Raw genomic sequence first — 22,313 nt, 5'->3', positions numbered from 1 at the left:
TCAGCCCAGCATCTTCTTGATCACAGCGACCAGCTCGCTGCGCTTCACTTCACTTTGCGCGGGCTGGCCTTTCCATTCCTCAAGCGACGCGGTCTTGGCAATCTCTGCGCCCAGAACAAGGTCTTTGACCTGAACCACGCCCCGCTCCGCCTCGTCCGAGCCTTCGATGATCGCAAGCGGCGCGTTCCGTTTGTCGGCGTATTTCAACTGGTTACCGAAGTTTTTCGGGTTGCCCAGATAAACCTCTGCGCGGATGCCGGCTGCCCGCAATTCACCAACGATGCTTTGGTAATGCGCCATGCGGTCGCGATCCATGACCGTGACGATCACGGGGCCGACGGTTTCTTTGGTCATCCGGCCTTTCGCCTGCAATGCGGCCAGCAAGCGGTCGACACCGATGGAGCCCCCCGTTGCGGGCACTTCTTGGCCGGTAAACCGCTTGACCAGATCGTCATAGCGGCCCCCGCCAGCAACCGAGCCGAACTGGCGCGGGCGACCTTTTTCGTCTTTGATCTCGAAAGTCAGCTCCGCCTCGTAGACGGGGCCGGTGTAGTAGCCGAGGCCACGAACCACGCTTGGGTCGATCTCGATGCGATCTGAGTTATAGCCCTGAGCCGCCATCAACTCTGCTATGGTTTCCAGTTCTTGCACACCAGAAACACCTGTCTCGGAACCAGTTACCAGCTCATTGAGCCGTGCCACCGTCGCAGCACCGCTGTCGCGTTTAGCTTGCATGAAGCCCATCACAATCTCGGCTTGCTCGTCGCTTAGGCCAGCGCCCTTTGTAAAGTCGCCGCTATCATCTTCACGACCAGCACCCAGCAAGGCGCGCACGCCGTCTGCGCCAAGCCGGTCCAGCTTGTCGATGGCGCGTAGCACAACGCCGCGCTCGGTCACGAATTTGTCTGGGTCGGACGGGTCCAACACCCCAGCCACTTCCATCACACCGTTCAAAACCTTGCGGTTATTCACCCGCACTATGTAGTCGCCGCGCGGGATGCCGACGGCTTCCAACGTATCGGCCAGCATCGCGCAAATCTCGGCATCGGCTGCCACAGAAGAGGCCCCAACAGTATCCGCATCACACTGATAAAACTGGCGAAACCGCCCCGGACCGGGCTTCTCGTTGCGCCAGACCGGACCCATCGCGTAGCGGCGGTAGGGCGTCGGCAAGTCGTTGCGGTTTTGCGCATAAACGCGGGCCAAGGGCGCGGTCAGGTCGTAGCGCAGCGCCAACCAGTCGGCGTCGTCATCCTCTTGCCATGCGAACACGCCCTCATTCGGGCGGTCCACGTCAGGAAGGAACTTCCCCAAAGCCTCCACGGTTTCGACAGCACTGCTTTCCAGCGCCTCGAATCCGTAAAGCTGGTAGACTTCGGAAATCTGGTCCAGCATCGCCTTTCGCTGAATGACCTCTGCGCCGAAATAGTCGCGAAACCCTTTCGGGGTGACGGCCTTGGGGCGGGGCTGCTTTTTGACTTTGGCCATGGCGGGCTGTCCTGCTTGTATTGTTCGGCCCAGCCTTTACCCCGCAGCCCTTGCGGGGGCAAGCAAAGCGCCATATCTGCGACATGAAAACCGGAGGTTACCATGACTGACACGACCCAGCTGGAAGAGAAAATCGCCCACCTGACCCGCACGGTCGAGGATATGTCCGACATCGTGGCCCGTCAGGAAACTGAAATCGCGACCCTGACCCGCCGAATGGAAATGCTGATGCAACGCTCCGCCGAGCAGGAGCTGGACGTCGGCGGCACCGCCGTTCTGGCAGACCAACGCCCGCCGCATTGGTAGGCCTAGACCTCTTCCACCATCACCACGCCGCTTAGCGACTTGATCGCGCCCTTGACCTGCGGGTTCACGGCGAAACGGTCGCCGAGCGACACCTCCACCTCGCCCGGCAAATCCGGCGACATGAGGCACAGCGACACCGGCCCCCGCGCGCGGATCTTGGGGTCCTGACCTGACCGTTCCAGCACCGAGGCAATCGCCCCGATGGCACTGTCGTCCTCGACGAAAATCTTCAAGCCGATGGACCCGGCATCCGCAACAGCTCCGTCCACGGGCTGCGCCCCGCGGCACAACAGCTTCAACTGCTCCGCCTCCAGCGTGGCCTCAACGGTCAACACCACATTGGCACCGGACACCATATGCTCGCCGGATTTCTCCAGCGTGTCGGAGAACACCGTAACTTCGAATTGTCCTGTCGGATCAGAGCCTTGCACAAAGGCGAACCGGTTACCGCGGGCCGATTTGCGGTCCTGACGCCCTGCGATATTCGCCGCCAGTTGCGCCACGAACGGCCCGCCTTGGGCGCGGTTCTCGATCTCGGTCAGGGTCATGATGCCTTTGCGTTTCAGCGACAACATGTAGTCGTCGAGCGGGTGGCCGGACAGATAGAAACCAATGGCTTTGAACTCTTCCATGAGCCGTTCGGCGGGCAACCAGTCTTCGACCGGCGACAAGCGTGGTTCTGGCAAATCGTCGCCTGCCTCGCCGAACAAAGACACTTGGTTCGAATTGCGCTGCTCGTGGATCGCGGCGGAATAATTCACCAGCCCGTCCAGCGACGCGAAGACGCGATGACGGTTCGGGTCCAGCTGATCAAACGCGCCAGAGCGCGCCAGCATTTCCAGTGGCCGCTTGCCAACGCGCTTCAAATCCACGCGTCGCGCCACATCAAAGAGCGTGGTGAACGGGGTGTCGCCGCGCCCTTCGGTGACAAGCTTCATCGCCTCGACGCCGACGTTTTTCAGACCGCCTAGCGCGTAGATGACCTTGCCCTCGCCCACGGTAAACATCGCCTCGGAGCGGTTCACGCAAGGCGGCACGACCTCGATATCCATGCGCTTGGTGACTTCGTCAAAATAGGTCGCCAGCTTATCTGTCAGGTGCAAATCGCAGTTCATGACGCCCGCCATGAACTCCACCGGATGGTTCGCCTTCAGCCAAGCCGTCTGGTAGCTGACTACCGCATAGGCCGCCGCGTGGGATTTGTTGAAGCCATAGTTTGCGAATTTCTCAAGCAGGTCAAAGACCTCACGGGCCTTCTTCGCGTCGACACCGTTCTCTTTAGCGCCTTTCTCGAATTTGGGCCGCTCCGCATCCATGGCCTCTTTGATCTTCTTACCCATGGCACGACGCAACAGGTCGGCGCCGCCAAGCGAGTAGCCTGCCATGACCTGCGCAATCTGCATAACCTGTTCCTGGTAGACGATAATCCCTTGGGTTTCGGCCAGAATATGGTCAATCGAAGGGTGGACGGACTCCAGCTCCTTCGTGCCGTTTTTCACCTCGCAATAGGTTGGGATATTCTCCATCGGGCCGGGGCGATACAATGCCACCAAAGCCACGATATCCTCGATGCAAGTGGGCTTCATGCGCCGCAGCGCATCCATCATTCCCGAACTTTCCACCTGGAAAACAGCCACGGTTTTGGCCGAGGAATATAACTTATACGACTTTTCGTCATCCAGAGGGATTGCGCCGATGTCGTTCTCCGCACCGGCGGGCGGTTCGTATAGAGAGTTGCCCTCCGCGTCCACGTGAAGGGGGCGGGTCGGGATAATCAGGTCAATTGCGTTCTGGATGACGGTCAGGGTTTTCAGCCCCAGAAAGTCGAACTTCACCAGCCCCGCCTGCTCCACCCATTTCATGTTGAACTGGGTGGCCGGCATGTCGGAACGTGGGTCCTGATACAGCGGCACCAGTTCGTCCAGTGGACGGTCGCCAATCACAACACCCGCCGCGTGGGTCGAGGCGTTACGCAGCAGGCCTTCGACCTGCTGGCCGTAATCCAGCAACCGCGCCACGACCTCTTCGTTCTTCGCCTCTTCGCGCAGCTTCGGCTCGTCGGCCAAGGCCTTTTCGATGGAGACCGGCTTGACCCCTTCCACGGGGATCATCTTAGACAGGCGGTCCACCTGCCCGTAGGGCATCTGCAACACACGGCCCACGTCGCGCACGGCGGCCTTGGACAAAAGCGCGCCGAAGGTGATGATCTGCCCCACCTTGTCGCGGCCGTATTTCTCCTGGACATAGCGGATGACTTCCTCGCGGCGGTCCATGCAGAAGTCGATATCGAAGTCGGGCATGGAAACCCGCTCAGGGTTCAAAAACCGTTCAAAAAGAAGGGAGTAACGCAGAGGGTCAAGATCGGTGACCGTCAACGCATAGGCCACCAGCGAGCCCGCACCAGAACCCCGCCCCGGACCGACAGGAATGTCGTGATCCTTCGCCCATTTGATAAAGTCCGCCACGATCAGGAAGTAGCCCGGAAAGCCCATGCCTTCGATGATGCCCAGCTCGAATTCCAGCCGCGCCTCGTATTCCTCCACGGGTGCCGCATGCGGAATCACAGCCAACCGCGCCTTCAGGCCCTCTTGAGCTTGGCGGCGCAATTCCTCGACTTCGTCATCAGCAAACTTCGGCAGGATCGGGTCGCGGGTGTAGACCTTGAACGCACAGCGCTGTGCGATCTCCACGGTGTTTTCCAAGGCTTCCGGCAGGTCGGCAAACAGCGTCGCCATCTCTTGCGGCGACTTGAAATAATGCTGCGGTGTCAGGCGGCGTCGGCCTTCTTGCTGATCGACATAAGCGCCTTCCGAAATGCAGATCAGCGCATCATGCGCCTCGTACATATCTGGCTTGGGGAAATATGCGTCGTTCGTCGCCACCAAGGGCAGGCCCATGCCATAGGCAAGTTCCACGTGGCCCCGCTCGGATTTCTGCTCCGCCTCGGGCAGGCCACCATCGACGGGGTGGCGCTGTAGCTCCACATAAAGACGGTCAGGATAAATGCGGGCAAGGTCGCGCATCAGCGCATCCGCTTTGGGCATCTGCCCCGCTTGCAAAAGCCGCCCGATGGGGCCATCCGGTCCACCCGTCAGGCAGATCAGCCCTTCGCTATGAACGTCGAGCTGCGCGACCGAGACCTGCGGCAACTGCCCGTCCGAGTCCAGATACAGGCACGAGTTCAGCTTCATCAGGTTTTCGTAGCCGCGCTCGCTTTGTGCCAAAAGCACGATGGGCGCTGGGGTGCGCGGGCGTTCGCCGGGGGCGGCTTGCTCATAAGTCAGATCGACCTGGCAGCCAATGATCGGCTGGATGCCTGCGCCGGATGCGTATTCCGAAAACTCCAACGCTGCGAACATGTTGTTCGTGTCGGTCAGTGCGACCGCCGGCATACCAACCGCCGCACATAAGCCCGGCAGTTTTTTCAGGCGCAGAGCACCTTCCAGCAAGGAATACTCGGAATGGGTGCGCAGATGGATGAATCGGGGGGCGTTGCTCATGGCGTCACATTAGGACGCACGCGACCTCTCGAACACCCCCGAAACGCGACTGAAACCGTATGGTCAAACATCTGCTTGCCTAATTCTGACTCATTTAATAGGAAATAGAATATCTGACAAAAGGACTCGGAAATGAACACACTCTCCTTAACCGCACTTCTGACGCTGGCGATCGCAACTACCGCGGTCGCGTCTGGCGCTGATGATTCAACTCATTCCTCGGATACCTCCTATCTTCCCAACGGCACATTCACCTATGAAACCTTTGAGGCATCGGTTGAACATGCCGACCTCGAAGGATGCCCTGCGCAGTTCGACACGGACGTGGTCTTCTGCCGTTTTACGCTTGCAAACGATCAGGCGCATATTTTTGTCTTCTCTTATGAAGGGGACCAACCCCTGATGGCCGTTAAACCCTACGAACTGTCCGACGGTTTCTTGCCTTTCTAGGCGACAATCGAGACCCCCACCCAACTGGGGGGCTCTTGCCCGACAGCATCGCCGATGTTAGTTAGCTGCATGGCTAACCATTCACTCGATACCCTTTTTGCGACTCTCGGCGATCCTACCCGCCGCGCCGTGATCGAACGCTTGGCCCACGGGCCAGCCGCAGTCAAAGAACTGGCCGCCCCACATGACATGGCGCTTCCGTCTTTCTTGCAACATATCAAGGTGATGGAAGCTGGCGGCATCATCGCCACACGCAAGGAAGGGCGGCAGCGCATTTGTTGGATGGAGCCGAACGCGCTGATCCCGCTGCAAGGCTGGCTGGAATGGCAACGGCAGGCTTGGGAAGCCCAGACTCTTGGTTCCAAAAACTGAAACACTTGCCAAATGAACTTTCCTGCGCTTTCCTAGGGGGCAGCTAATCCCGCGCGCCTTCTACGTCGCATCGAAAGTGCGCATCTCGGGACACCCAACAGGTAACGCGGCAGGATAAACTCCATATGTTGACGTTTCTTCTGAACGGAGAGACCGTGGAGGCCGAGGTCGGCCCCACCGAGACGTTGCTTGATTTTTTGCGCGATCGGCGCGGAATGTCGGGAACCAAGGAAGGTTGCAACGAAGGCGATTGCGGGGCCTGCTCCGTGATGGTCACTGGTGAGGATGGCGTTATCCGCGCTATGAATGCCTGCATCCTGTTCATGCCACAGCTGTCCGGCCGCGCGGTGCGCACGGTTGAAGGGATTGCAGGGCCGGACGGCGATCTGCACCCCGTGCAACGCGCGATGGTAGAGCATCACGGCTCCCAATGCGGGTTTTGCACGCCGGGATTTATCACCACCATGGCTGCCGCGCATGCCAATGGTGCGACCGATCACGAGGATCAGCTTGCGGGCAACTTGTGCCGCTGCACCGGCTACGCGCCCATCATTCGCGCCGCGGAAGCTGCGTCACGCGAGGATGTGCCTGACTGGATTGCTGACAGCCCTGTTCAAGCCGAAGCCCCCTACCCTATGCCGGAAAGCTCCGACGCGCTTGCCACTTGGTACGAGGCAAACCCCGACGCCACACTGATTGGCGGGGCAACGGATGTTGGTCTTTGGGTGACCAAGCGCCTTCAGGACTTAGGCAAGGTTGCCTTCACCGGTCGCTGCGCCGAACTGCAACAGATCGAGAGCACCGAGCAAGGCCTACGTATTGGCGCTGCATGCACGATCACGCAGGTGCTGGAGGCGGTGAAGCCTCTCTATCCGTCATTTGCGGAGCTGCTGCGCCGCTATGGCTCCACCCAAGTACGCAACGCGGCAACGCTCGGGGGCAACATCGCCAACGGCTCCCCCATCGGGGACGGCCCGCCTGCGCTGATTGCGCTTGGGGCAACACTGCATTTGCGCAAGGGCGATACACGGCGCGAGATGCCGATCGAGGCATTCTTTCTCGAATACGGCAAGCAAGACCGGCAGAAGGGCGAATTCGTTGAATTCGTCACGATCCCCAAGCAGCGCAACACGGTGAAATGCTACAAGCTATCTAAACGCTTTGATCAGGATATCTCGTCGGTTTGCGGGTGTTTCAATATCGTGATCGCGGGCGGCTCGGTCGCGAAGGCGCGCATTGCCTTTGGCGGCATGGCGGGAACGCCGAAGCGGGCAGCGCATGTCGAAGACGCGCTGATTGGCAAAGCGTGGTCCGAGGAGAATATGGAAGCCGCGTTGGCTGGTTTTGCCAAGGACTTCACCCCGATGAGCGACATGCGCGCCTCTGCAGACTATCGCATGCATGCGGCGCAAAATATGTTGCGACGCGTCTATGTGGAAAGCCTTGGAATTCCCGCATCCGTGCTGGAGGTGCGCCCATGAGTGTCGGGAAGAACACCGCCCACGACGCAGGCCCGCTCCATGTGACAGGTGCGGCCAGATATACCGACGACATTCCAACGCCGCGCGGCACGTTGCATCTGGCCTTTGGGCTCAGCTCGATCGCCAATGGCAGGATCATAAGTGTTGATTTGACGGATGTGCGTCGCGCTGAAGGGGTGGTAGATGTCCTGACCGCATCCGACCTGCCCCATGACAATGACGTAAGCCCGTCCAACCACGATGAGCCGTTGCTGGCCGTTGAGCACGTGCATTATCTTGGCCAACCAATATTTCTTGTTGTTGCAACCTCCCATCTTGCGGCACGCAAAGCCGCGCGACTGGCAAAGATCGACTATGACGCGCAAGAGCCAACTCTGACGATTGACGAAGCTCTCGCAGCGAACGCGCGGTTTGAAGAAGGTCCTCGCATTTACACCAAAGGAGATGCAGAAACGCATTTGGACAAAGCCGCAAACCGCTTGCAAGGCAGCTTCGAGATCGGTGGTCAGGAGCATTTCTATCTGGAAGGCCATGCGGCCCTCGCTGTGCCGCAAGAGGGCGGCGATATGGTGGTTCATGCGTCGTCACAGCACCCTACGGAAATCCAGCACAAAGTCGCCGAGGCCCTTGGCCGGCCGATGAATGCAGTGCGCGTTGAGGTGCGCCGCATGGGTGGCGGTTTTGGTGGCAAGGAAAGTCAGGGCAACGCTCTCTGCGTGGCCTGTGCTGTGGTTGCCGACAAGCACGGCCACCCGGTCAAAATGCGTTACGACCGCGACGATGACATGATTATCACGGGGAAACGTCACGAATTTCGCATCGAGTATGACGTTGGATTTAACGCACGTGGTCGCATCGACGCGATAGATTTCACTCAGTATGCCCGCTGTGGCTGGGCGCAGGACCTGTCCTTACCAGTCGCCGACCGCGCCATGCTGCATGCCGATAATGCGTATAATCTTGACCATGCCCGGATCACCTCGCACCGGCTGAAGACGAACACTCAGAGCAATACCGCGTTTCGGGGGTTTGGCGGCCCACAGGGCGTTGTCGGGATCGAACGTGTGATGGACCATATCGCACATCATTTGCGCCTGGATCCGTTGCAAGTGAGGCGCGAGAATTTTTATGCCTCCGGCGGGAATATTTCTGCCAAGATGAAACCCCAGACCACGCCTTACGGAATGGAGGTGACCGATAGCATCATTCGCGAAATGGTGGATGCGCTGGAGATATCCTCGGACTATCAGGCGCGGCGAAAATCGGTTGCGGAATGGAATGACAAGAACCCGGTTCTGAAGCGCGGCATCGCAATCACGCCGGTGAAATTCGGCATCTCGTTCACGCTTACCCATCTCAATCAGGCGGGGGCCTTGGTGCATGTATACCAGGATGGCTCGATCCATTTGAACCATGGCGGCACCGAGATGGGTCAAGGGCTGTTCACCAAAGTGGCGCAAGTTGCTGCGCACTCTTTTAGCGTGCCGCTTGACCTTGTTAAGATCACTGCAACAGACACCGGAAAAGTACCGAACACCTCCGCGACGGCGGCCTCGTCCGGCTCGGACTTGAACGGCATGGCCGTTTTGAACGCATGCGAAACGATCAAAAGCCGGATGGCTGCGTTTCTGAGCGATGGCGAGGTGGTATTCAAGAACGGCTTGGTGCGGTTCAATGGCCACGAGTTGAGTTTCGCCGACGCCGCGGCAAAGGCCTATCAAAACCGCATATCCCTTTCAGCGACAGGATTTTACGCCACGCCGGACGTTCAATGGGACCGCATCAAGGGACATGGTCGACCGTTCTTCTATTTCGCTTACGGCGCCGCGGTTACGGAAGTCGTTATCGACACTTTGACCGGCGAGAACCGGATACTTCGGGCGGATATTCTGCACGATTGCGGGCGCTCCCTGAACCCTGCGCTGGATATCGGGCAGATCGAAGGTGGCTACGTGCAAGGCGCGGGCTGGCTTACGACCGAGGAGCTTGTCTGGGACGCGGAAGGGAACCTGAAAACGCACGCACCTTCGACCTATAAAATTCCCGCGGCCTCGGACCGGCCCGACATCTTTAACGTGGCGCTTTGGGATGGCGAGAACCGCGCCGAGACCGTGTTCAAATCGAAAGCCGTGGGAGAGCCCCCCTTGATGCTTGGTATCTCTGCATGGTCAGCTTTGTCTGATGCAATTTCAGCTTGCGGCGAGGCCTATCCGGACCTTGATGCTCCGGCCACGGCAGAGCGGGTGTTGATGGCCTGCCAGAAGTTGCGCGTATGAGCTTCGATGTCCAAGGGCTGCGTGACGCGCTGGAACAGCATGGGCGTGTGGCGCGAGTTGTCATTGCGTCTCATCAGGGCTCCAGCCCCCGCGAGACGGGCGCATCCATGCTTGTCTGGGACGGTGGGCAATCAGGTACCATAGGCGGTGGCGTGCTGGAACTCGAAGCCGCGAGACGGGCGCTGGACGCGACGGTGACCACTGTCACCCGCGTGCCGCTTGGCCCAGCTTTGGGGCAGTGCTGTGGTGGATCGGTGACCTTGGTCACCGAAGTCTTCGAGTGCGTCCCAGACGTCTCAAACAGCTACCTGCGCCGCGTCGAAGGGGACGCGGCTGAACCTCTAAAAATCAAGCGCGCTAAATCGCAAGATCGCAATGGCTCGAGCCATGAACTGGCGTTCGATCAGGGCTGGCTGTTCGAGCCGGTTCAGCCTGCCCGCGCACCGCTTTGGGTTTGGGGCGCGGGGCATGTCGGGCGGGCGATTGTCGATGTCATAGCCCCCACACAGGCGGTCGATATCACATGGGTTGATAGCGCACCGGACCGCTTCCCCGACCGCCGGGATGGCGAAAAATCATTTGTTATTAACGAGCTGTCAGCTATCAACATCCCCGACGCTGTACCTCACGCACCGCGCGATGCGCATCATCTGATCCTGACCTACTCCCATGTGTTTGATCTGGATCTGTGCCACCGGCTGCTGGACCACGGTTTTGCCAGCGCGGGGCTGATTGGCTCGTCCACCAAATGGGCGCGGTTCAGATCGAGGCTTCAGACGCTTGGCCATACCGACGCCCAAATTTCCCGCATTCAATGCCCGATCGGGCAGCCTGACCTTGGGAAGCACCCTCAGGCCATTGCGGTGGGGGTAGCATCTGAGCTACTGATGTCATTGCAAACGAAGACCTTGGGGAAGGATGTCGCGGTTTGACGGAGGAGCGTCTCAGTACGGCGGGTGAAGACCTGCTGACAATCGCCGGCCTGACCAAGGCCTATCCCGGTGTCGTCGCCAACGACCAAGTCTCTTTCGCCATTCGCCCCGGCGAGGTGCACGCGCTGCTTGGTGAAAATGGTGCGGGCAAATCCACCCTTGTTAAAATGATATACGGGCTGGTAAAGCCCGACGCCGGAACGATGACCTTCAAAGGCATGCCCTATGCGCCGACAGAACCACGTGCCGCGCGCGCAACTGGTGTGGCGATGGTGTTTCAGCATTTCTCACTTTTTGAGGCCTTGGATGTGGCCGAGAACATTGCCCTCGGCATGGAAAATCCGCCAAAAATGCGCGACCTCGCTGCGCGTATTCGCGAGGTGTCCCAAAACTATGGCCTGCCGCTGGATCCGGACCAACTGGTCGGGGACTTGTCCGCGGGCGAGCGACAGCGCGTTGAAATCATTCGCTGTTTGCTGCAAAACCCCAAGCTGCTGATCATGGATGAACCGACTTCGGTTCTGACACCGCAAGAAGTCTCCATCCTGTTTCAAACCTTGGAAAAGCTTCGCGGCGAGGGATGTTCGATCCTTTATATTTCGCACAAACTGGAAGAAATTCGCGCCTTGTGTGACCACGCAACGGTGCTGCGTTTGGGCAAAGTGGTTGGGACCTGCAATCCGCGTCAGGAAACAGCGCGCGCTATGGCTGAAATGATGGTTGGCGAGGTGCTCCATGTGCCGCTCAAAGCACCGCGCGTTCCGCAAGAAGTGGCGCTGGAGATTGAGGCGCTCGATGTGCCGGCTCGGACGGCTTTCGGCACCTCGCTTAAAAATATCAACATGGCGGTGCAGATGGGTGAAATCCTTGGCATCGGTGGTGTGGCGGGCAACGGGCAGGACGAGTTGTGCTCGGTGATTTCGGGTGAAATACTAGCGGGCGCATCGCAGGTGCGGCTGCTGGGGAACGCTGTTGGCGACAAGGGACCGAATGCACGCCGCGCGCTAGGCATGTTGGCCGCGCCGGAGGAGCGTTTGGGCCATGCCGCGGCCCCTGACATGTCGCTGACCGAGAACGCATTGCTGTCAGGTGCGGTGCGCGAAGGTCTGGAAACCCGCGGCATGATCGACTGGGGTAAAACCCGAGAATTTGCCAAAAAGATCATTCAGGAATTCGACGTGCGCACTCCCTCGGCAAACACGGCGGCGCGGGCGCTGTCTGGTGGTAACTTGCAGAAATTCGTTATCGGGCGGGAAATTTTGCAAAACCCGTCTGTTCTGGTGGTCAATCAACCGACATGGGGTGTCGATGCTTCGGCAGCAGCAGCCATCCGCCAAGCCTTGTTGGACTTGGCGTCAGCGGGGGCCGCGATCGTCGTGATAAGTCAGGATCTGGACGAGCTGATGGAAATTTCCGACCGTTTCGCCGCCCTAAACGAAGGGCGCCTGAGCCAACCTGTTGATGCATCCGGACTCACGGTTGACCAGATCGGGCTGATGATGGGCGGAGCACATGATCTTGATCCTGTTCCAGCACCGTCGGAGGCTCTTGCATGATCGTCCTGGAAAAAAGACCACAACCTTCGAAGCTATGGACGGCGATCACACCGGTTTTCGCCGTTGTGGCAACGATGATCGCCGGTGGCATCATGTTCGCCCTGCTTGGCAAGGACCCGTTGGAAGCCATCCGCACGATCTTCTGGGACCCGTTGTTCAATGAACAATTCGCGGCCTTCTCGCGCCCGCAACTCTTGGTGAAGGCCGCGCCGCTGATCTTGATCGCGACGGGTTTGGCGATGGGTTTCCGCGCAGGTGTCTGGAACATTGGTGCCGAAGGACAATACATCATCGGCGCACTTTCCGGTGCCGCTGTTGGGCTGGCTTTTTACCCGACTGAAAGCATTCTTATTTTCCCGCTCATGGTACTCGCCGGAGCGTTAGGCGGCTTTCTTTGGGCGATGATCCCGGGCCTATTGAAGGTGAAGTTTCATACCAATGAAATTTTGGTTTCGCTTCTGCTGGTTTATGTGGCTGAATTCATTCTAGCCTCGATGGCGTTGGGCGCATTGCGTAATCCTGAAGGCAACGGCTTCCCGGGGTCACGGAATTTCAAAGACTACCCGTCAGCGTTCAACGCAGAGCTTTTGCCCAATACCGGCCTGCACTGGGGTGTTGTCGCAGCAATCATCGCCGTGATCTTCGCTTACGTCTTGTTCTCTAAACACATGATGGGCTTCCATATCCGCTTGGCTGGTCAAGCCCCGAAAGCCGCGCGTTTCGGCGGGGTGGAGCCTGCGCGTTTGATCTTGTTCTGCCTTGGCACCTCCGGCGCGCTCGCCGGGCTTGCGGGGTTGTTTGAAGTGTCCGGCCCGGCAGGTCAGGTCAGCATCGACTTCAATGTGGGCTACGGTTTTACCGCCATCATCGTGGCCTTCCTTGGTCGCCTGAACCCGTTCGGCATCTTGCTGGCGGGCTTGCTTATGGCACTGACCTATATCGGCGGCGAGCTGGCCAGCTTCATGCTGGGGGTTCCCACAGCCGCGATCCAAGCATTCCAAGGGATGTTGTTGTTTTTCTTGCTGGCAGTGGATGTGTTGACGAACTACCGGATCAGGTTTGGCAAAAGGAAGGTCGCATGATGCAATTGCACAAAGCACCACTTTTCATGGGGGGCATGATGGGTCTCATGTTGCCATGGATGTTGCATATGGAAACCGGTGGCACCGCAGGGCTTTTGTTTGTGCTTGCTCATGTCGCGCTGGTTTTAGCACTCGCTGCGCTGGCACTGCTTGTGCCACGCGTGAGGAATAAGCTGCGCGCGATTACAAGTCATGCAATGCACCTGCCTGTCATGGGTGTTGGTTTCACCGCAGGATGGGTTGCCACCTGCGCATATTGCCTCGCGATCGGGGGTGTTCATTGGACCTGAGCGCAATCTCCCCTACCCTCCTTCTGGCCTCCCTCATGGTTGCCGCGACTCCTATCTTACTGGCCGCACTTGGCGAGTTGGTTGTCGAGAAATCCGGCGTGCTGAACCTTGGCGTCGAAGGCATGATGATCACCGGCGCGATCTGCGGCTTTGCAATCGCGGTTGAAACCGGATCGCCCGTATTCGGCTTTATCGCGGCGGCCCTAGGTGGGGCGCTTTTGTCGCTGATCTTCGGCCTTCTGACCCAGTATTTGCTGTCCAACCAAGTCGCCACGGGTCTCGCTCTTACGCTATTCGGCCTCGGACTATCCTCGCTGCTAGGTCAGGGATATGTCGGCATCCGGCCACCCGCGGTCGAAAAGCTGAACTTCGGACCGCTTGCCGACATCCCCTTCATTGGTCGGGTTCTGTTTACCCATGACTTGATGGTTTATCTGACACTGGCCCTTTGCGTCGGAACATGGGCGGTGCTGAAATTCACCCGCGCAGGGCTAATCTTGCGCGCGGTCGGCGAGAACCACGACGCGGCGCATGCACTTGGCTACAAGGTCGTGAAGGTTCGCTTGCTGGCGATCATGTTTGGCGGCGCGTGTGCGGGATTGGGCGGTGCGTATCTGAGCCTCATCCGCGTCCCCCAATGGACCGAGGGCATGACGGCGGGCGCGGGCTGGATTGCGCTGGCAATAGTGGTCTTTGCCTCTTGGCGCCCCTTACGCGTGTTGCTGGGCGCCTATCTTTTTGGCGGGGTAACCGTGTTGCAGCTGAACTTGCAGGCTGCGGGGCTGGCGATTCCAGTGGAATACTTGTCCATGTCGCCGTATCTGATAACCATCGCTGTGCTGGTCATAATGTCGGCCCCCCGCAAGGGTGGCAAAGCCCGCGCATCACTTGCCGCGCCCGCCTGCCTCGGCCGCGCTTTCCATGCCTCTCACTGAGGCCACTAACTGTTTTAAACCTGGGGAGATACCACTCATGAAACGCAGAACTATCCTTGCAGGGGCCGTTGCCGCCCTCGCACTGACCACCGGCGCATTCGCCGACGGCCACGCCAAAACCAAGGTCGGCTTCATCTTCGTCGGCCCTGTCGGCGATGGCGGCTGGACCTACGAGCACAACCAAGGCCGTTTGGCCGTCGAAGCCGAGTTCGGCGACAAGGTCGAGACCATCTTCCAAGAAAGCGTCCCTGAGGGTGCCGACGCGGAGCGCGTGATCACACAAATGGCGCTGTCCGGCGCTGACCTGATCTTCACCACCTCGTTTGGCTATATGGACCCGACCAATGCGGTTGCTGCAAAATTCCCGAAAGTGAAGTTCGAGCACGCCACCGGCTATAAACGTGCAGACAACGTGTCGACATACTCTGCCCGCTTCTATGAAGGCCGCGCAGTTCAGGGCCACATCGCGGGCAAGATGACCAAGACCAACAAGGTCGGCTACATCGCGTCGTTCCCGATCCCGGAAGTTATCCGTGGCATCAACGCGGCCTACATCCACGCCAAGAAGGTGAACCCTGACGTCGAATTCAGCGTTGTCTGGGCCTACACTTGGTTTGATCCTGCAAAGGAAGCCGATGCGGCGACCGCGCTGATCGAACAGGGTGCCGACGTGATCTTGCAGCACACCGACTCGACTGCGCCACAGGCTGCGGCTCAGAAGGCGGGCAACGTGATCACTTTCGGTCAGGCGTCCGACATGTCGGAATATGCGCCCATGCCACGGGTGTCGTCGATCATCGACAACTGGGCGCCCTATTACATCGAACGCGTGAAAGCGGTCATGGACGGCACTTGGGAAAGCACCGACACGTGGGACGGCATCGGCCCGGGCATGGTTGGCATCGGCGAGATTTCCGACGCTGTTCCTGCTGACGTGAAAGCAGAAGCTTTGGCACTGAAAGACAGCTTGGCGGACGGCTCCTACCACCCGTTCACCGGCCCGCTGAAAAAGCAGGACGGATCCGACTGGTTGGCCGAGGGTGAGACTGCCGATGACGGCACGCTGGCTGGCATGAACTTCTACGTTGAAGGCATCACTGGCGACATTCCAAACTAATGCCAACGCAGTTGTAGCGATCAAGGCCCGCAGCATCCAAGCTGCGGGCCTTTTTAGTTTGGTGCGCAGCGCTTCATTGGGCATGCTAAAGTCGGGGAATCCAAACAGCAGGAGACGCGCATGCGCCGCAAAGAATACGAAGGCAAAGACATCACGGTCAGTTTTGATCTGAAGCGATGCGTTCACGCGCGCAACTGCTTCTTGAAACTTCCAACTGTGTTTGACCCAAAGCAGCGCCCTTGGGTGCAACCTGACAACGCAACGGCTGACGACATCGCCGCCGTGGTGCGAACCTGCCCTTCGGGTGCCTTGGCCTTCCACCGTGAAACTGGCGTTAACGAGACCCCTCCTCAGATCAACCAGATTGCTGTTCTGGAAAACGGTCCTTTGGCCGCGTCCGGAAGTTTCGAGATCGACGGGGTGGAGACAGAAAGCAGGGTCACATTGTGCCGTTGTGGTCTCTCCAAGAACAAGCCCTACTGCGACTACTCCCATGTAGAGGCCGGGTTCACAGCGACGGGAGAGCCATCGCCGAAATCCCCTGCCGGGTCGGAGCAACATGGCGGGAAGGTCGCGACACTTCGCATCCCTGACGGCCCGCTCAAGATCGAGGGCAATATCGAGCTGACCACAGGTACGGGACGCCAGATTGCCACCCTGCCGAAGGCATTCCTGTGCCGCTGCGGTGCGTCGAAGAACAAACCCTATTGCGACGGAAGCCATAAAGACGCGGGCTTTTCGGATCCTGTAGACAGCTGACGTCGGTGATGGTGCGCCAATCGCATAGCTAACCTGCGCGAACACGCAGTTGTTATCAGGTCACGCATCCTCATTTGGCATGGATGACAACAAATCAAACTGTGAGACAGGATGCGCTGCCTGATGAAATGCGCATCCTGCTTCGGGACTACCCGCGCGAAGCTTGGCCGGGTCACCCGAACTTCGCCGCTTCTATTCAAAACTGGATGGGGGCTCATGACATGTTTCGACAACTTGGACGGGAGGTTCGCCTCAATACCCAGAGCTATCTGAACAAAGACCGTTCGGCAGAGGATTCCGCCGGCAGATTGGCGTATTACGGCAACCTGTTGGTGAGAAACCTGCACGGGCATCACGGATGGGAAGACCATTCTTTCTTTCCAGAATTGTCCGCCGCTGATGGCCGGTTTGATGCTGGCTTGGAGACGTTGGAGACCGATCATCTTGCTTTGGACAACGTGCTGGACCGTTTTACCCGACAAGCCAACCGCGTGGTCAAGCTCACCCAGCTTGACGAGGCACAGGCCTATGAAGAATCCGGCGCGCTTCTTGAAACTGCGTCGGAGATCGAAGCCTTTCTGGCCAGACATCTGGTAGACGAAGAGGATTTGGTCGTCCCGATCCTGCTCCATCACAAACTACGGGGGTAGCGATCCTCTCAAACCACAGACACAGCCCCCAACTCGGGGCTGTATCTGACCTTTGCAAGTCGCACCCTATTCCCTTTCCACAGCAAAATCTTTCTGCCAAGTTCAAACGCATGATACATTTGACCACGGCCAACGGGGCCCCCGCATCCAAGCTTTGCTTTGGCACCATGCAATTCGGCGGCAAGGCCGACATCGTCGCCAGCCAGTCGATGTATGAAGACTGCCGCACCGCGGGTATCAACTTCTTTGACACAGCTTATGTTTACACCGGCGGCCAATCCGAAACGATGCTCGGCCGCTTCGTGCAATCAGAACGCGACGACGTTCTGATCGCCACCAAAATCGCGTATGACAAACCCACGACCAAAGCCAACGTGCTGCAATCGTTCGAGGAAAGCCGCTCCCGCATGAAGGTCGATATGATCGACCTTTTGTACTTGCACCGGTTCGATCCCCAGACACCTCTGCAGGACAGCTTCGAGGCGCTCGCAGAATTGCGCGAAGACGGGTTGATCCGCTACATCGGGATATCCAATTTCGCGGCATGGCAGGTGATGAAGGCCGCACAGGTCGCCCGCGATTTGGGAACCACGGTGGATGTCCTTCAACCCATGTATAATCTGGTGAAGCGTCAAGCCGAGGTCGAAATATTACCCGCATGCGCTGATCAAGGTATCGCTGTTGTCCCTTACTCTCCGCTGGGTGGCGGGTTGTTGACAGGGAAATACGCCAGCGATGAAGCGGCGGGACGCCTCATTGACGACACACGCTACAATGCCCGTTACAATGTCGCGTGGATGCACGAGGCCGCAGCCGCGCTCCCCGCGCTCGCCGCGAAACATGGCACCGATGCCGCCACGCTTGCCGTGGCTTGGGTCGCCAAGAACGCCAAGGTCGCCAGCCCGATCATTTCGGCCCGATCGTCGGAACAACTTGCGCCGTCCTTGGCAGCACTGGATTTTGAAATGAGCGAAGCCTTGTATGACGAAGTCACCACCCTGAGCCAAACACCGCCTCCGGCGACCGATAGACTTGAAGAAGCATGATTGATTTTCTGGTGATCGGCGGCGGGATTGCCGGTGCCTCAGCCGCAGCGCGCCTGTCAGATTTGGGCAGCGTGACTCTGCTAGAGCGTGAAGACGCTTTGGCCTATCACGCCTCCGGCCGCTCTGCGGCGATGTTTGAGGAAACCTACGGCAAGCCCTCCACGGTCGTCTTGAATCGTGCGAGTAAAGACTGGCATCTGAACGTGAACGGGTCGCGTGATCTTCCACGCGGGATGATGCTGCTTGGCCAAGAGGGGAACGAGTTGGCCTTCACGACCGACATGGTCTCCATGCAGTTGCGCCGTTTAACGTTGGTCGAAGCGGCTGAATTATTTCCAATCGTCGATCCCAATCGCGTCACCCAAGTTGGGTATCACGAGGATGCATGGGATATTGACACGGACGCCGCGATACAGCGATTCATTCGGCACATGCGCGGCAATGGTGGGACGGTCGTGACCCGTGCGGACGTCTCGGCGATTGAGAAAACACCGCAAGGATGGCGCGTGTCGGCTGGTGAAGATTACGAGGCGCGCCAGATCATCAACGCCGCAGGGGCGTGGGCGGACCAGATCGCGCAATTGGCAGGCGTCAGCCCGTTGGGGCTACAACCGATGCGCCGCTCCATGGCGCGGGTCGCCGCGCCGGACGGCCACGATGTTGCCCGCTGGCCGATGCTGTTTGGACCGGGTGAAAACTGGTACGCAAAGCCTGATGCGGGTGCTGTGTTGATTTCACCTGCCGATGAAGAGCCCGTCGTACCAATGGATGCATGGGCCGTCGATATGGTGCTGGCAGAGGGGATTGCCCGCTACGAAGAGCATGTCACCACGCCGGTGCAACGGATGATCGCGAACTGGGCGGGCTTGCGCACGTTCGCGCCGGACCGTTGCCTTGCCATCGGCGCGTCGGAGCGGGACGGGTTTTGGTGGTGCGCAGGACAAGGCGGGTACGGTTTTCAAACCGCCCCCGCCGCAAGCCAGTTGCTTGCTGATCTAGTGGCCAATCGCGCCCCTGAACTCGACAATGACACCGTTCGGTCCCTGTCACCCCAGCGGTTTTCAACCGATTGAATTGTGCGAGAGTCGGTCATAGGTGAAGCCACATAATGTCACCTGATCCACATAAGCGTGCACGCGAAACTCGTCGTTTCGAGCGTCAATTTGATGCCATCGAAAGGACGATGCCTGCGCTACAGCGCCCGCTGAAAGCGATCCGCGCTCGGGGTTGGTGGATCATCCGCGTGCCGGTCGCCTTGATCTTCATCATTGGCGGATTTCTGGCCATTCTGCCAGTCTTCGGCTTCTGGATGCTGCCGATCGGGCTTTTGCTGCTTGCGGTCGACATCACCGCCTTGCGCGGGCCACTGGCGGGTATGATCGTGCGCGCTAGACGCCGGATCAAGCTGTGGCGAATGCGCGACTAAGTTACTCAGCTAAAACCGAGTATAGCTCAAAAAATATCCCAAGAAGGTGAAGGGGGACTCTGTCCCCCTCCCTGACTCTCAGCCATCCATGCGGATGGTTGCATTTTTGGAATCGTAGGGGCTGTCTTCGACCACGGTGGCGTCCCAAAGCTCGCGTTGCATGCGGACTTTCAGTTTGGTGCCAACCTCGGCCAGTTCCGGTTTAACGTAGCCCATACCGATGCTTTTGCCGAACGCGACGGAGTATCCACCGGAGGTCAAGCGGCCCACTTTGGTGTCGCCAGAATACAGCGCCTCACGGCCCCACGGGTCGGCATCGTCCGGCCCGTCAATCAGCAACGTCACGCATTTGGAGCGGATACCCAAAGCCTGCATCGCGTCCTTGCCACGGAAGTCTTTTTCCAGATCAACGAAGCGGGGCAGATCGGCTTCCATCGGGGTCGCGTCGCGGCCCAATTCGTTGCCGAAAGCTCGATAGGATTTTTCCTGACGTAGCCAGTTTTGCGCCCGCGCGCCGACCAGTTTCATGCCATGCGGCTCACCAGCCTTTTCGAGAAGGTCGAACAGGTAGTTCTGCATCTCGATAGGATGGTGCAACTCCCAGCCAAGCTCGCCGGTATAGGCTACGCGAATAGCGTTAACGGGGCACATGCCCAGCTCGATCTGCTTGGCCGACAGCCACGGGAAGCGCTTGTTGGAAAGCGCCGTAGAAGGGTCGGCGTCCTTTATCACGGCGTTCAGAACGTCGCGGGATTTCGGGCCTGCTATAGCGAAGACGCCCCATTGGGTGGTGACGTCCTGGCACTCGATGCGGCCGAACTGAGGTTCCATGTCCTCAATGCTTTTGCGCAGATAGTCGGCGTCATAGGCGGTCCATGCACCGGCGCTCACAAGATAGAACTCGTCCTCGGCCAGCCGCACGATGGTGTATTCCGTGCGCGTGGTGCCGGCGTCGGTCAGCGCGTAGGTCAGGTTGATGCGACCCACCTTCGGCAGCTTGTTGGTGGTGAACCAGTCAAGGAAGGCGGCAGCGCCTGCCCCTTTGACGATGTGCTTGGTGAAGGCGGTCGCGTCGACAAGGCCCACGCCTTCGCGGATGGCCTTGGCCTCCTCTACCGCGTATTGCCACCAGCCGCCGCGCCTGAAGCTGCGGGCGTCGTGGTCGCTGAAGCCTTCGGGGGCGTAGTAGTTGGGGCGCTCCCACCCGTTGACCCAGCCGAATTGCGCACCGCGGGCGGCTTGGCGGTCATAGGCGGGCGATGTGCGCAAGGGGCGTGCTGCGGGCCGTTCCTCGTCAGGGTGGTGCAGGATGTAGACGTGGTCGTAGCATTCCTCGTTCTTGCGGGCGGCGAACTCGGTGGTCATCCAGGAGCCGTAGCGTTTGGGGTCGAGGGAGGCCATGTCGATCTCTGCCTCGCCCTCGACCATCATCTGGGCAAGGTAGTAGCCCGTGCCGCCAGCCGCCGTGATGCCGAACGAGAAGCCTTCGGCCAGCCACATGTTGCGCAAGCCCGGCGCGGGGCCGACCAGCGGGTTGCCGTCAGGGGTGTAGCAGATCGGGCCGTTGAAATCGTCCTTGAGGCCGCATTCCTCGCAGGAGGGGATGCGGTGGATCATTTCCATATATTGCTGCTCGATCCGCTCCAGATCGAGCTGGAACAGGTCGGCGCGGAAGCTGTCGGGGACGCCGTATTCAAAGCGGGCTGGCGCATTCTTCTCGTAGACGCCCAATATCCAGCCGCCGCGTTCCTCGCGGACATAGCTTTGCGCGTCGGCGTCGCGGATGACGGGGTGTTCGGGGTTGGTCTTGCGCCATTCGACCAGCGCGGGGTCCTGCTCCATCACGATGAACTGGTGTTCAACGGGGATGGCCGGGATTTTTATCTTCAGCAACTCCGCAGTCCGCTGCGCATGGTTGCCCGTGGCGGTGACGACGTGTTCGGCTGTGATCACGGTCTGCTCGTCCGAGGCAACAAGATTACCGCCCTTTTCGACCATCTTGGTGACGGTCACACGCCATTCGGAGCCGGTCCACTCGTAGCCGTCGACCTGCCATTTGCGCTCGATCGTGACGCCGTGCTGGCGCGCGCCCTTGGCCATCGCCATGGTGACGTCGGCGGGGTTAATGTAGCCGTCCGTGTTGTGGTAAATTGCGCCTTTCAGATCGTCGGTCCGGATCAGCGGCCAGCGGGCTTTGATCTCGGACGGGGTGAGCCATTCATGTGGTACACCGACGGTTTCGGCGGTGGAGGAGTACAGCGCGTATTCGTCCATACGGTCCTGTGTGCGGGCCATGCGCAGGTTGCCGCAGACCGAGAAGCCCGCGTTCAGGCCGGTTTCCGCCTCAAGCTGCTTGTAGAACTTGATCGAGTAGTCATGGATATGGGTCGTGGCGAACGACATGTTGAAATAGGGCAAGAGCCCCGCCGCGTGCCATGTGGAGCCGGAGGTCAGCTCGTCGCGTTCCAGCAGCATGGTGTCCCAACCGGCCTTGCCCAGATGGTAGGCGATCGAGGTTCCGACGGCACCGCCGCCGACGACCAGTGCTTTGACATGCGTTTTCATTCTAACCGACTCCCGTTGGGCTTGCTTGGCCTCTGTCTAGCAAGGCAAACGCCGATCCCCGCGCATCTTTCGACGCAAAATC

The 22,313-nt window shown here is 59.2% G+C and carries 19 protein-coding genes; 16 read left to right on the top strand and 3 right to left on the bottom strand.

Features of this window, described 5'->3' with window-relative positions; genetic code table 11:
- Positions 1 to 1,488, bottom strand: coding sequence for a histidine--tRNA ligase (gene hisS / locus BDE40_RS00915; protein ID WP_134011972.1), 1,488 nt, complete (start codon positions 1,486 to 1,488; stop codon positions 1 to 3).
- Between the two features lie 102 nt (positions 1,489 to 1,590).
- Between hisS and BDE40_RS00910 the strand changes: the two genes are divergently transcribed.
- The gene (locus BDE40_RS00910) at positions 1,591 to 1,794 is read left to right on the top strand and encodes a SlyX family protein (protein WP_134011970.1); all 204 of its coding nucleotides are present in this window, start codon (positions 1,591 to 1,593) and stop codon (positions 1,792 to 1,794) included.
- A gap of 2 nt (positions 1,795 to 1,796) precedes the next feature.
- On the opposite strand, the gene dnaE is transcribed toward BDE40_RS00910, so the two are convergent.
- On the bottom strand, positions 1,797 to 5,294 hold the full coding sequence (dnaE, locus tag BDE40_RS00905) for a DNA polymerase III subunit alpha (protein ID WP_134011968.1): 3,498 nt from the start codon (positions 5,292 to 5,294) through the stop codon (positions 1,797 to 1,799).
- 132 nt (positions 5,295 to 5,426) lie between these two features.
- On the opposite strand from dnaE, the gene BDE40_RS00900 reads away from it, so the two are divergent.
- The 15 genes from BDE40_RS00900 (at position 5,427) to BDE40_RS00830 (ending at position 19,666) form a co-directional block, all read left to right on the top strand.
- Entirely contained in the window at positions 5,427 to 5,744 is a 318-nt protein-coding gene (locus BDE40_RS00900) for a hypothetical protein (protein ID WP_134011966.1), read from the top strand.
- A 69-nt stretch (positions 5,745 to 5,813) separates the two neighbouring features.
- Positions 5,814 to 6,116: an ArsR/SmtB family transcription factor gene (locus BDE40_RS00895; protein ID WP_134011964.1), complete on the top strand. Its 303-nt coding sequence runs from the start codon at positions 5,814 to 5,816 to the stop codon at positions 6,114 to 6,116.
- A 125-nt stretch (positions 6,117 to 6,241) separates the two neighbouring features.
- Positions 6,242 to 7,597 (top strand): xanthine dehydrogenase small subunit, encoded by a 1,356-nt coding sequence (locus BDE40_RS00890; RefSeq protein WP_134011962.1) that lies wholly within the window; start codon positions 6,242 to 6,244, stop codon positions 7,595 to 7,597.
- Entirely contained in the window at positions 7,594 to 9,873 is a 2,280-nt protein-coding gene (gene xdhB, locus BDE40_RS00885; RefSeq protein WP_134011960.1) for a xanthine dehydrogenase molybdopterin binding subunit, read from the top strand. The genes BDE40_RS00890 and xdhB overlap by 4 nt, the downstream gene beginning before the upstream one ends.
- Positions 9,870 to 10,805: a xanthine dehydrogenase accessory protein XdhC gene (xdhC, locus tag BDE40_RS00880; RefSeq protein ID WP_134011958.1), complete on the top strand. Its 936-nt coding sequence runs from the start codon at positions 9,870 to 9,872 to the stop codon at positions 10,803 to 10,805. Before xdhB ends, xdhC begins: the two co-directional genes overlap by 4 nt.
- Positions 10,802 to 12,361 carry an ABC transporter ATP-binding protein gene (locus BDE40_RS00875; protein ID WP_246030320.1) on the top strand — a complete coding sequence of 520 codons (1,560 nt, stop codon included), beginning with the start codon at positions 10,802 to 10,804 and terminating at the stop codon, positions 12,359 to 12,361. Before xdhC ends, BDE40_RS00875 begins: the two co-directional genes overlap by 4 nt.
- Positions 12,358 to 13,443, top strand: coding sequence for an ABC transporter permease (locus BDE40_RS00870; RefSeq protein ID WP_134011957.1), 1,086 nt, complete (start codon positions 12,358 to 12,360; stop codon positions 13,441 to 13,443). The genes BDE40_RS00875 and BDE40_RS00870 overlap by 4 nt, the downstream gene beginning before the upstream one ends.
- Positions 13,440 to 13,733 (top strand): hypothetical protein, encoded by a 294-nt coding sequence (locus tag BDE40_RS00865; RefSeq protein ID WP_134011955.1) that lies wholly within the window; start codon positions 13,440 to 13,442, stop codon positions 13,731 to 13,733. The genes BDE40_RS00870 and BDE40_RS00865 overlap by 4 nt, the downstream gene beginning before the upstream one ends.
- Positions 13,724 to 14,668, top strand: a complete 945-nt coding sequence (locus BDE40_RS00860; protein WP_134011953.1) for an ABC transporter permease — start codon at positions 13,724 to 13,726, stop codon at positions 14,666 to 14,668. Before BDE40_RS00865 ends, BDE40_RS00860 begins: the two co-directional genes overlap by 10 nt.
- Positions 14,669 to 14,705: 37 nt before the next feature.
- A complete protein-coding gene (locus BDE40_RS00855) occupies positions 14,706 to 15,785 on the top strand; it encodes a BMP family ABC transporter substrate-binding protein (RefSeq protein ID WP_134011951.1) in 1,080 nt (359 codons plus the stop codon).
- A gap of 120 nt (positions 15,786 to 15,905) precedes the next feature.
- A complete protein-coding gene (locus BDE40_RS00850; RefSeq protein ID WP_134011949.1) occupies positions 15,906 to 16,544 on the top strand; it encodes a CDGSH iron-sulfur domain-containing protein in 639 nt (212 codons plus the stop codon).
- Positions 16,545 to 16,645: 101 nt separating this feature from the next.
- On the top strand, positions 16,646 to 17,194 hold the full coding sequence (locus tag BDE40_RS00845; protein WP_246030319.1) for a hemerythrin domain-containing protein: 549 nt from the start codon (positions 16,646 to 16,648) through the stop codon (positions 17,192 to 17,194).
- 110 nt (positions 17,195 to 17,304) lie between these two features.
- Positions 17,305 to 18,240 carry an aldo/keto reductase gene (locus BDE40_RS00840; protein WP_134011947.1) on the top strand — a complete coding sequence of 312 codons (936 nt, stop codon included), beginning with the start codon at positions 17,305 to 17,307 and terminating at the stop codon, positions 18,238 to 18,240.
- A complete protein-coding gene (locus BDE40_RS00835; protein ID WP_134011945.1) occupies positions 18,237 to 19,313 on the top strand; it encodes an NAD(P)/FAD-dependent oxidoreductase in 1,077 nt (358 codons plus the stop codon). The genes BDE40_RS00840 and BDE40_RS00835 overlap by 4 nt, the downstream gene beginning before the upstream one ends.
- A gap of 110 nt (positions 19,314 to 19,423) precedes the next feature.
- Positions 19,424 to 19,666 carry a hypothetical protein gene (locus BDE40_RS00830; RefSeq protein ID WP_246030318.1) on the top strand — a complete coding sequence of 81 codons (243 nt, stop codon included), beginning with the start codon at positions 19,424 to 19,426 and terminating at the stop codon, positions 19,664 to 19,666.
- 78 nt (positions 19,667 to 19,744) lie between these two features.
- On the opposite strand, the gene BDE40_RS00825 is transcribed toward BDE40_RS00830, so the two are convergent.
- A complete protein-coding gene (locus BDE40_RS00825) occupies positions 19,745 to 22,231 on the bottom strand; it encodes a GcvT family protein (RefSeq protein ID WP_134011941.1) in 2,487 nt (828 codons plus the stop codon).
- Positions 22,232 to 22,313: the final 82 nt, after the last annotated feature.

It is taken from the genome of Litoreibacter halocynthiae, from assembly GCF_004365635.1.
Classification (GTDB): Bacteria; Pseudomonadota; Alphaproteobacteria; order Rhodobacterales; family Rhodobacteraceae; genus Litoreibacter; species Litoreibacter halocynthiae.
This window is presented reverse-complemented; position numbering and strand designations above follow the sequence as displayed.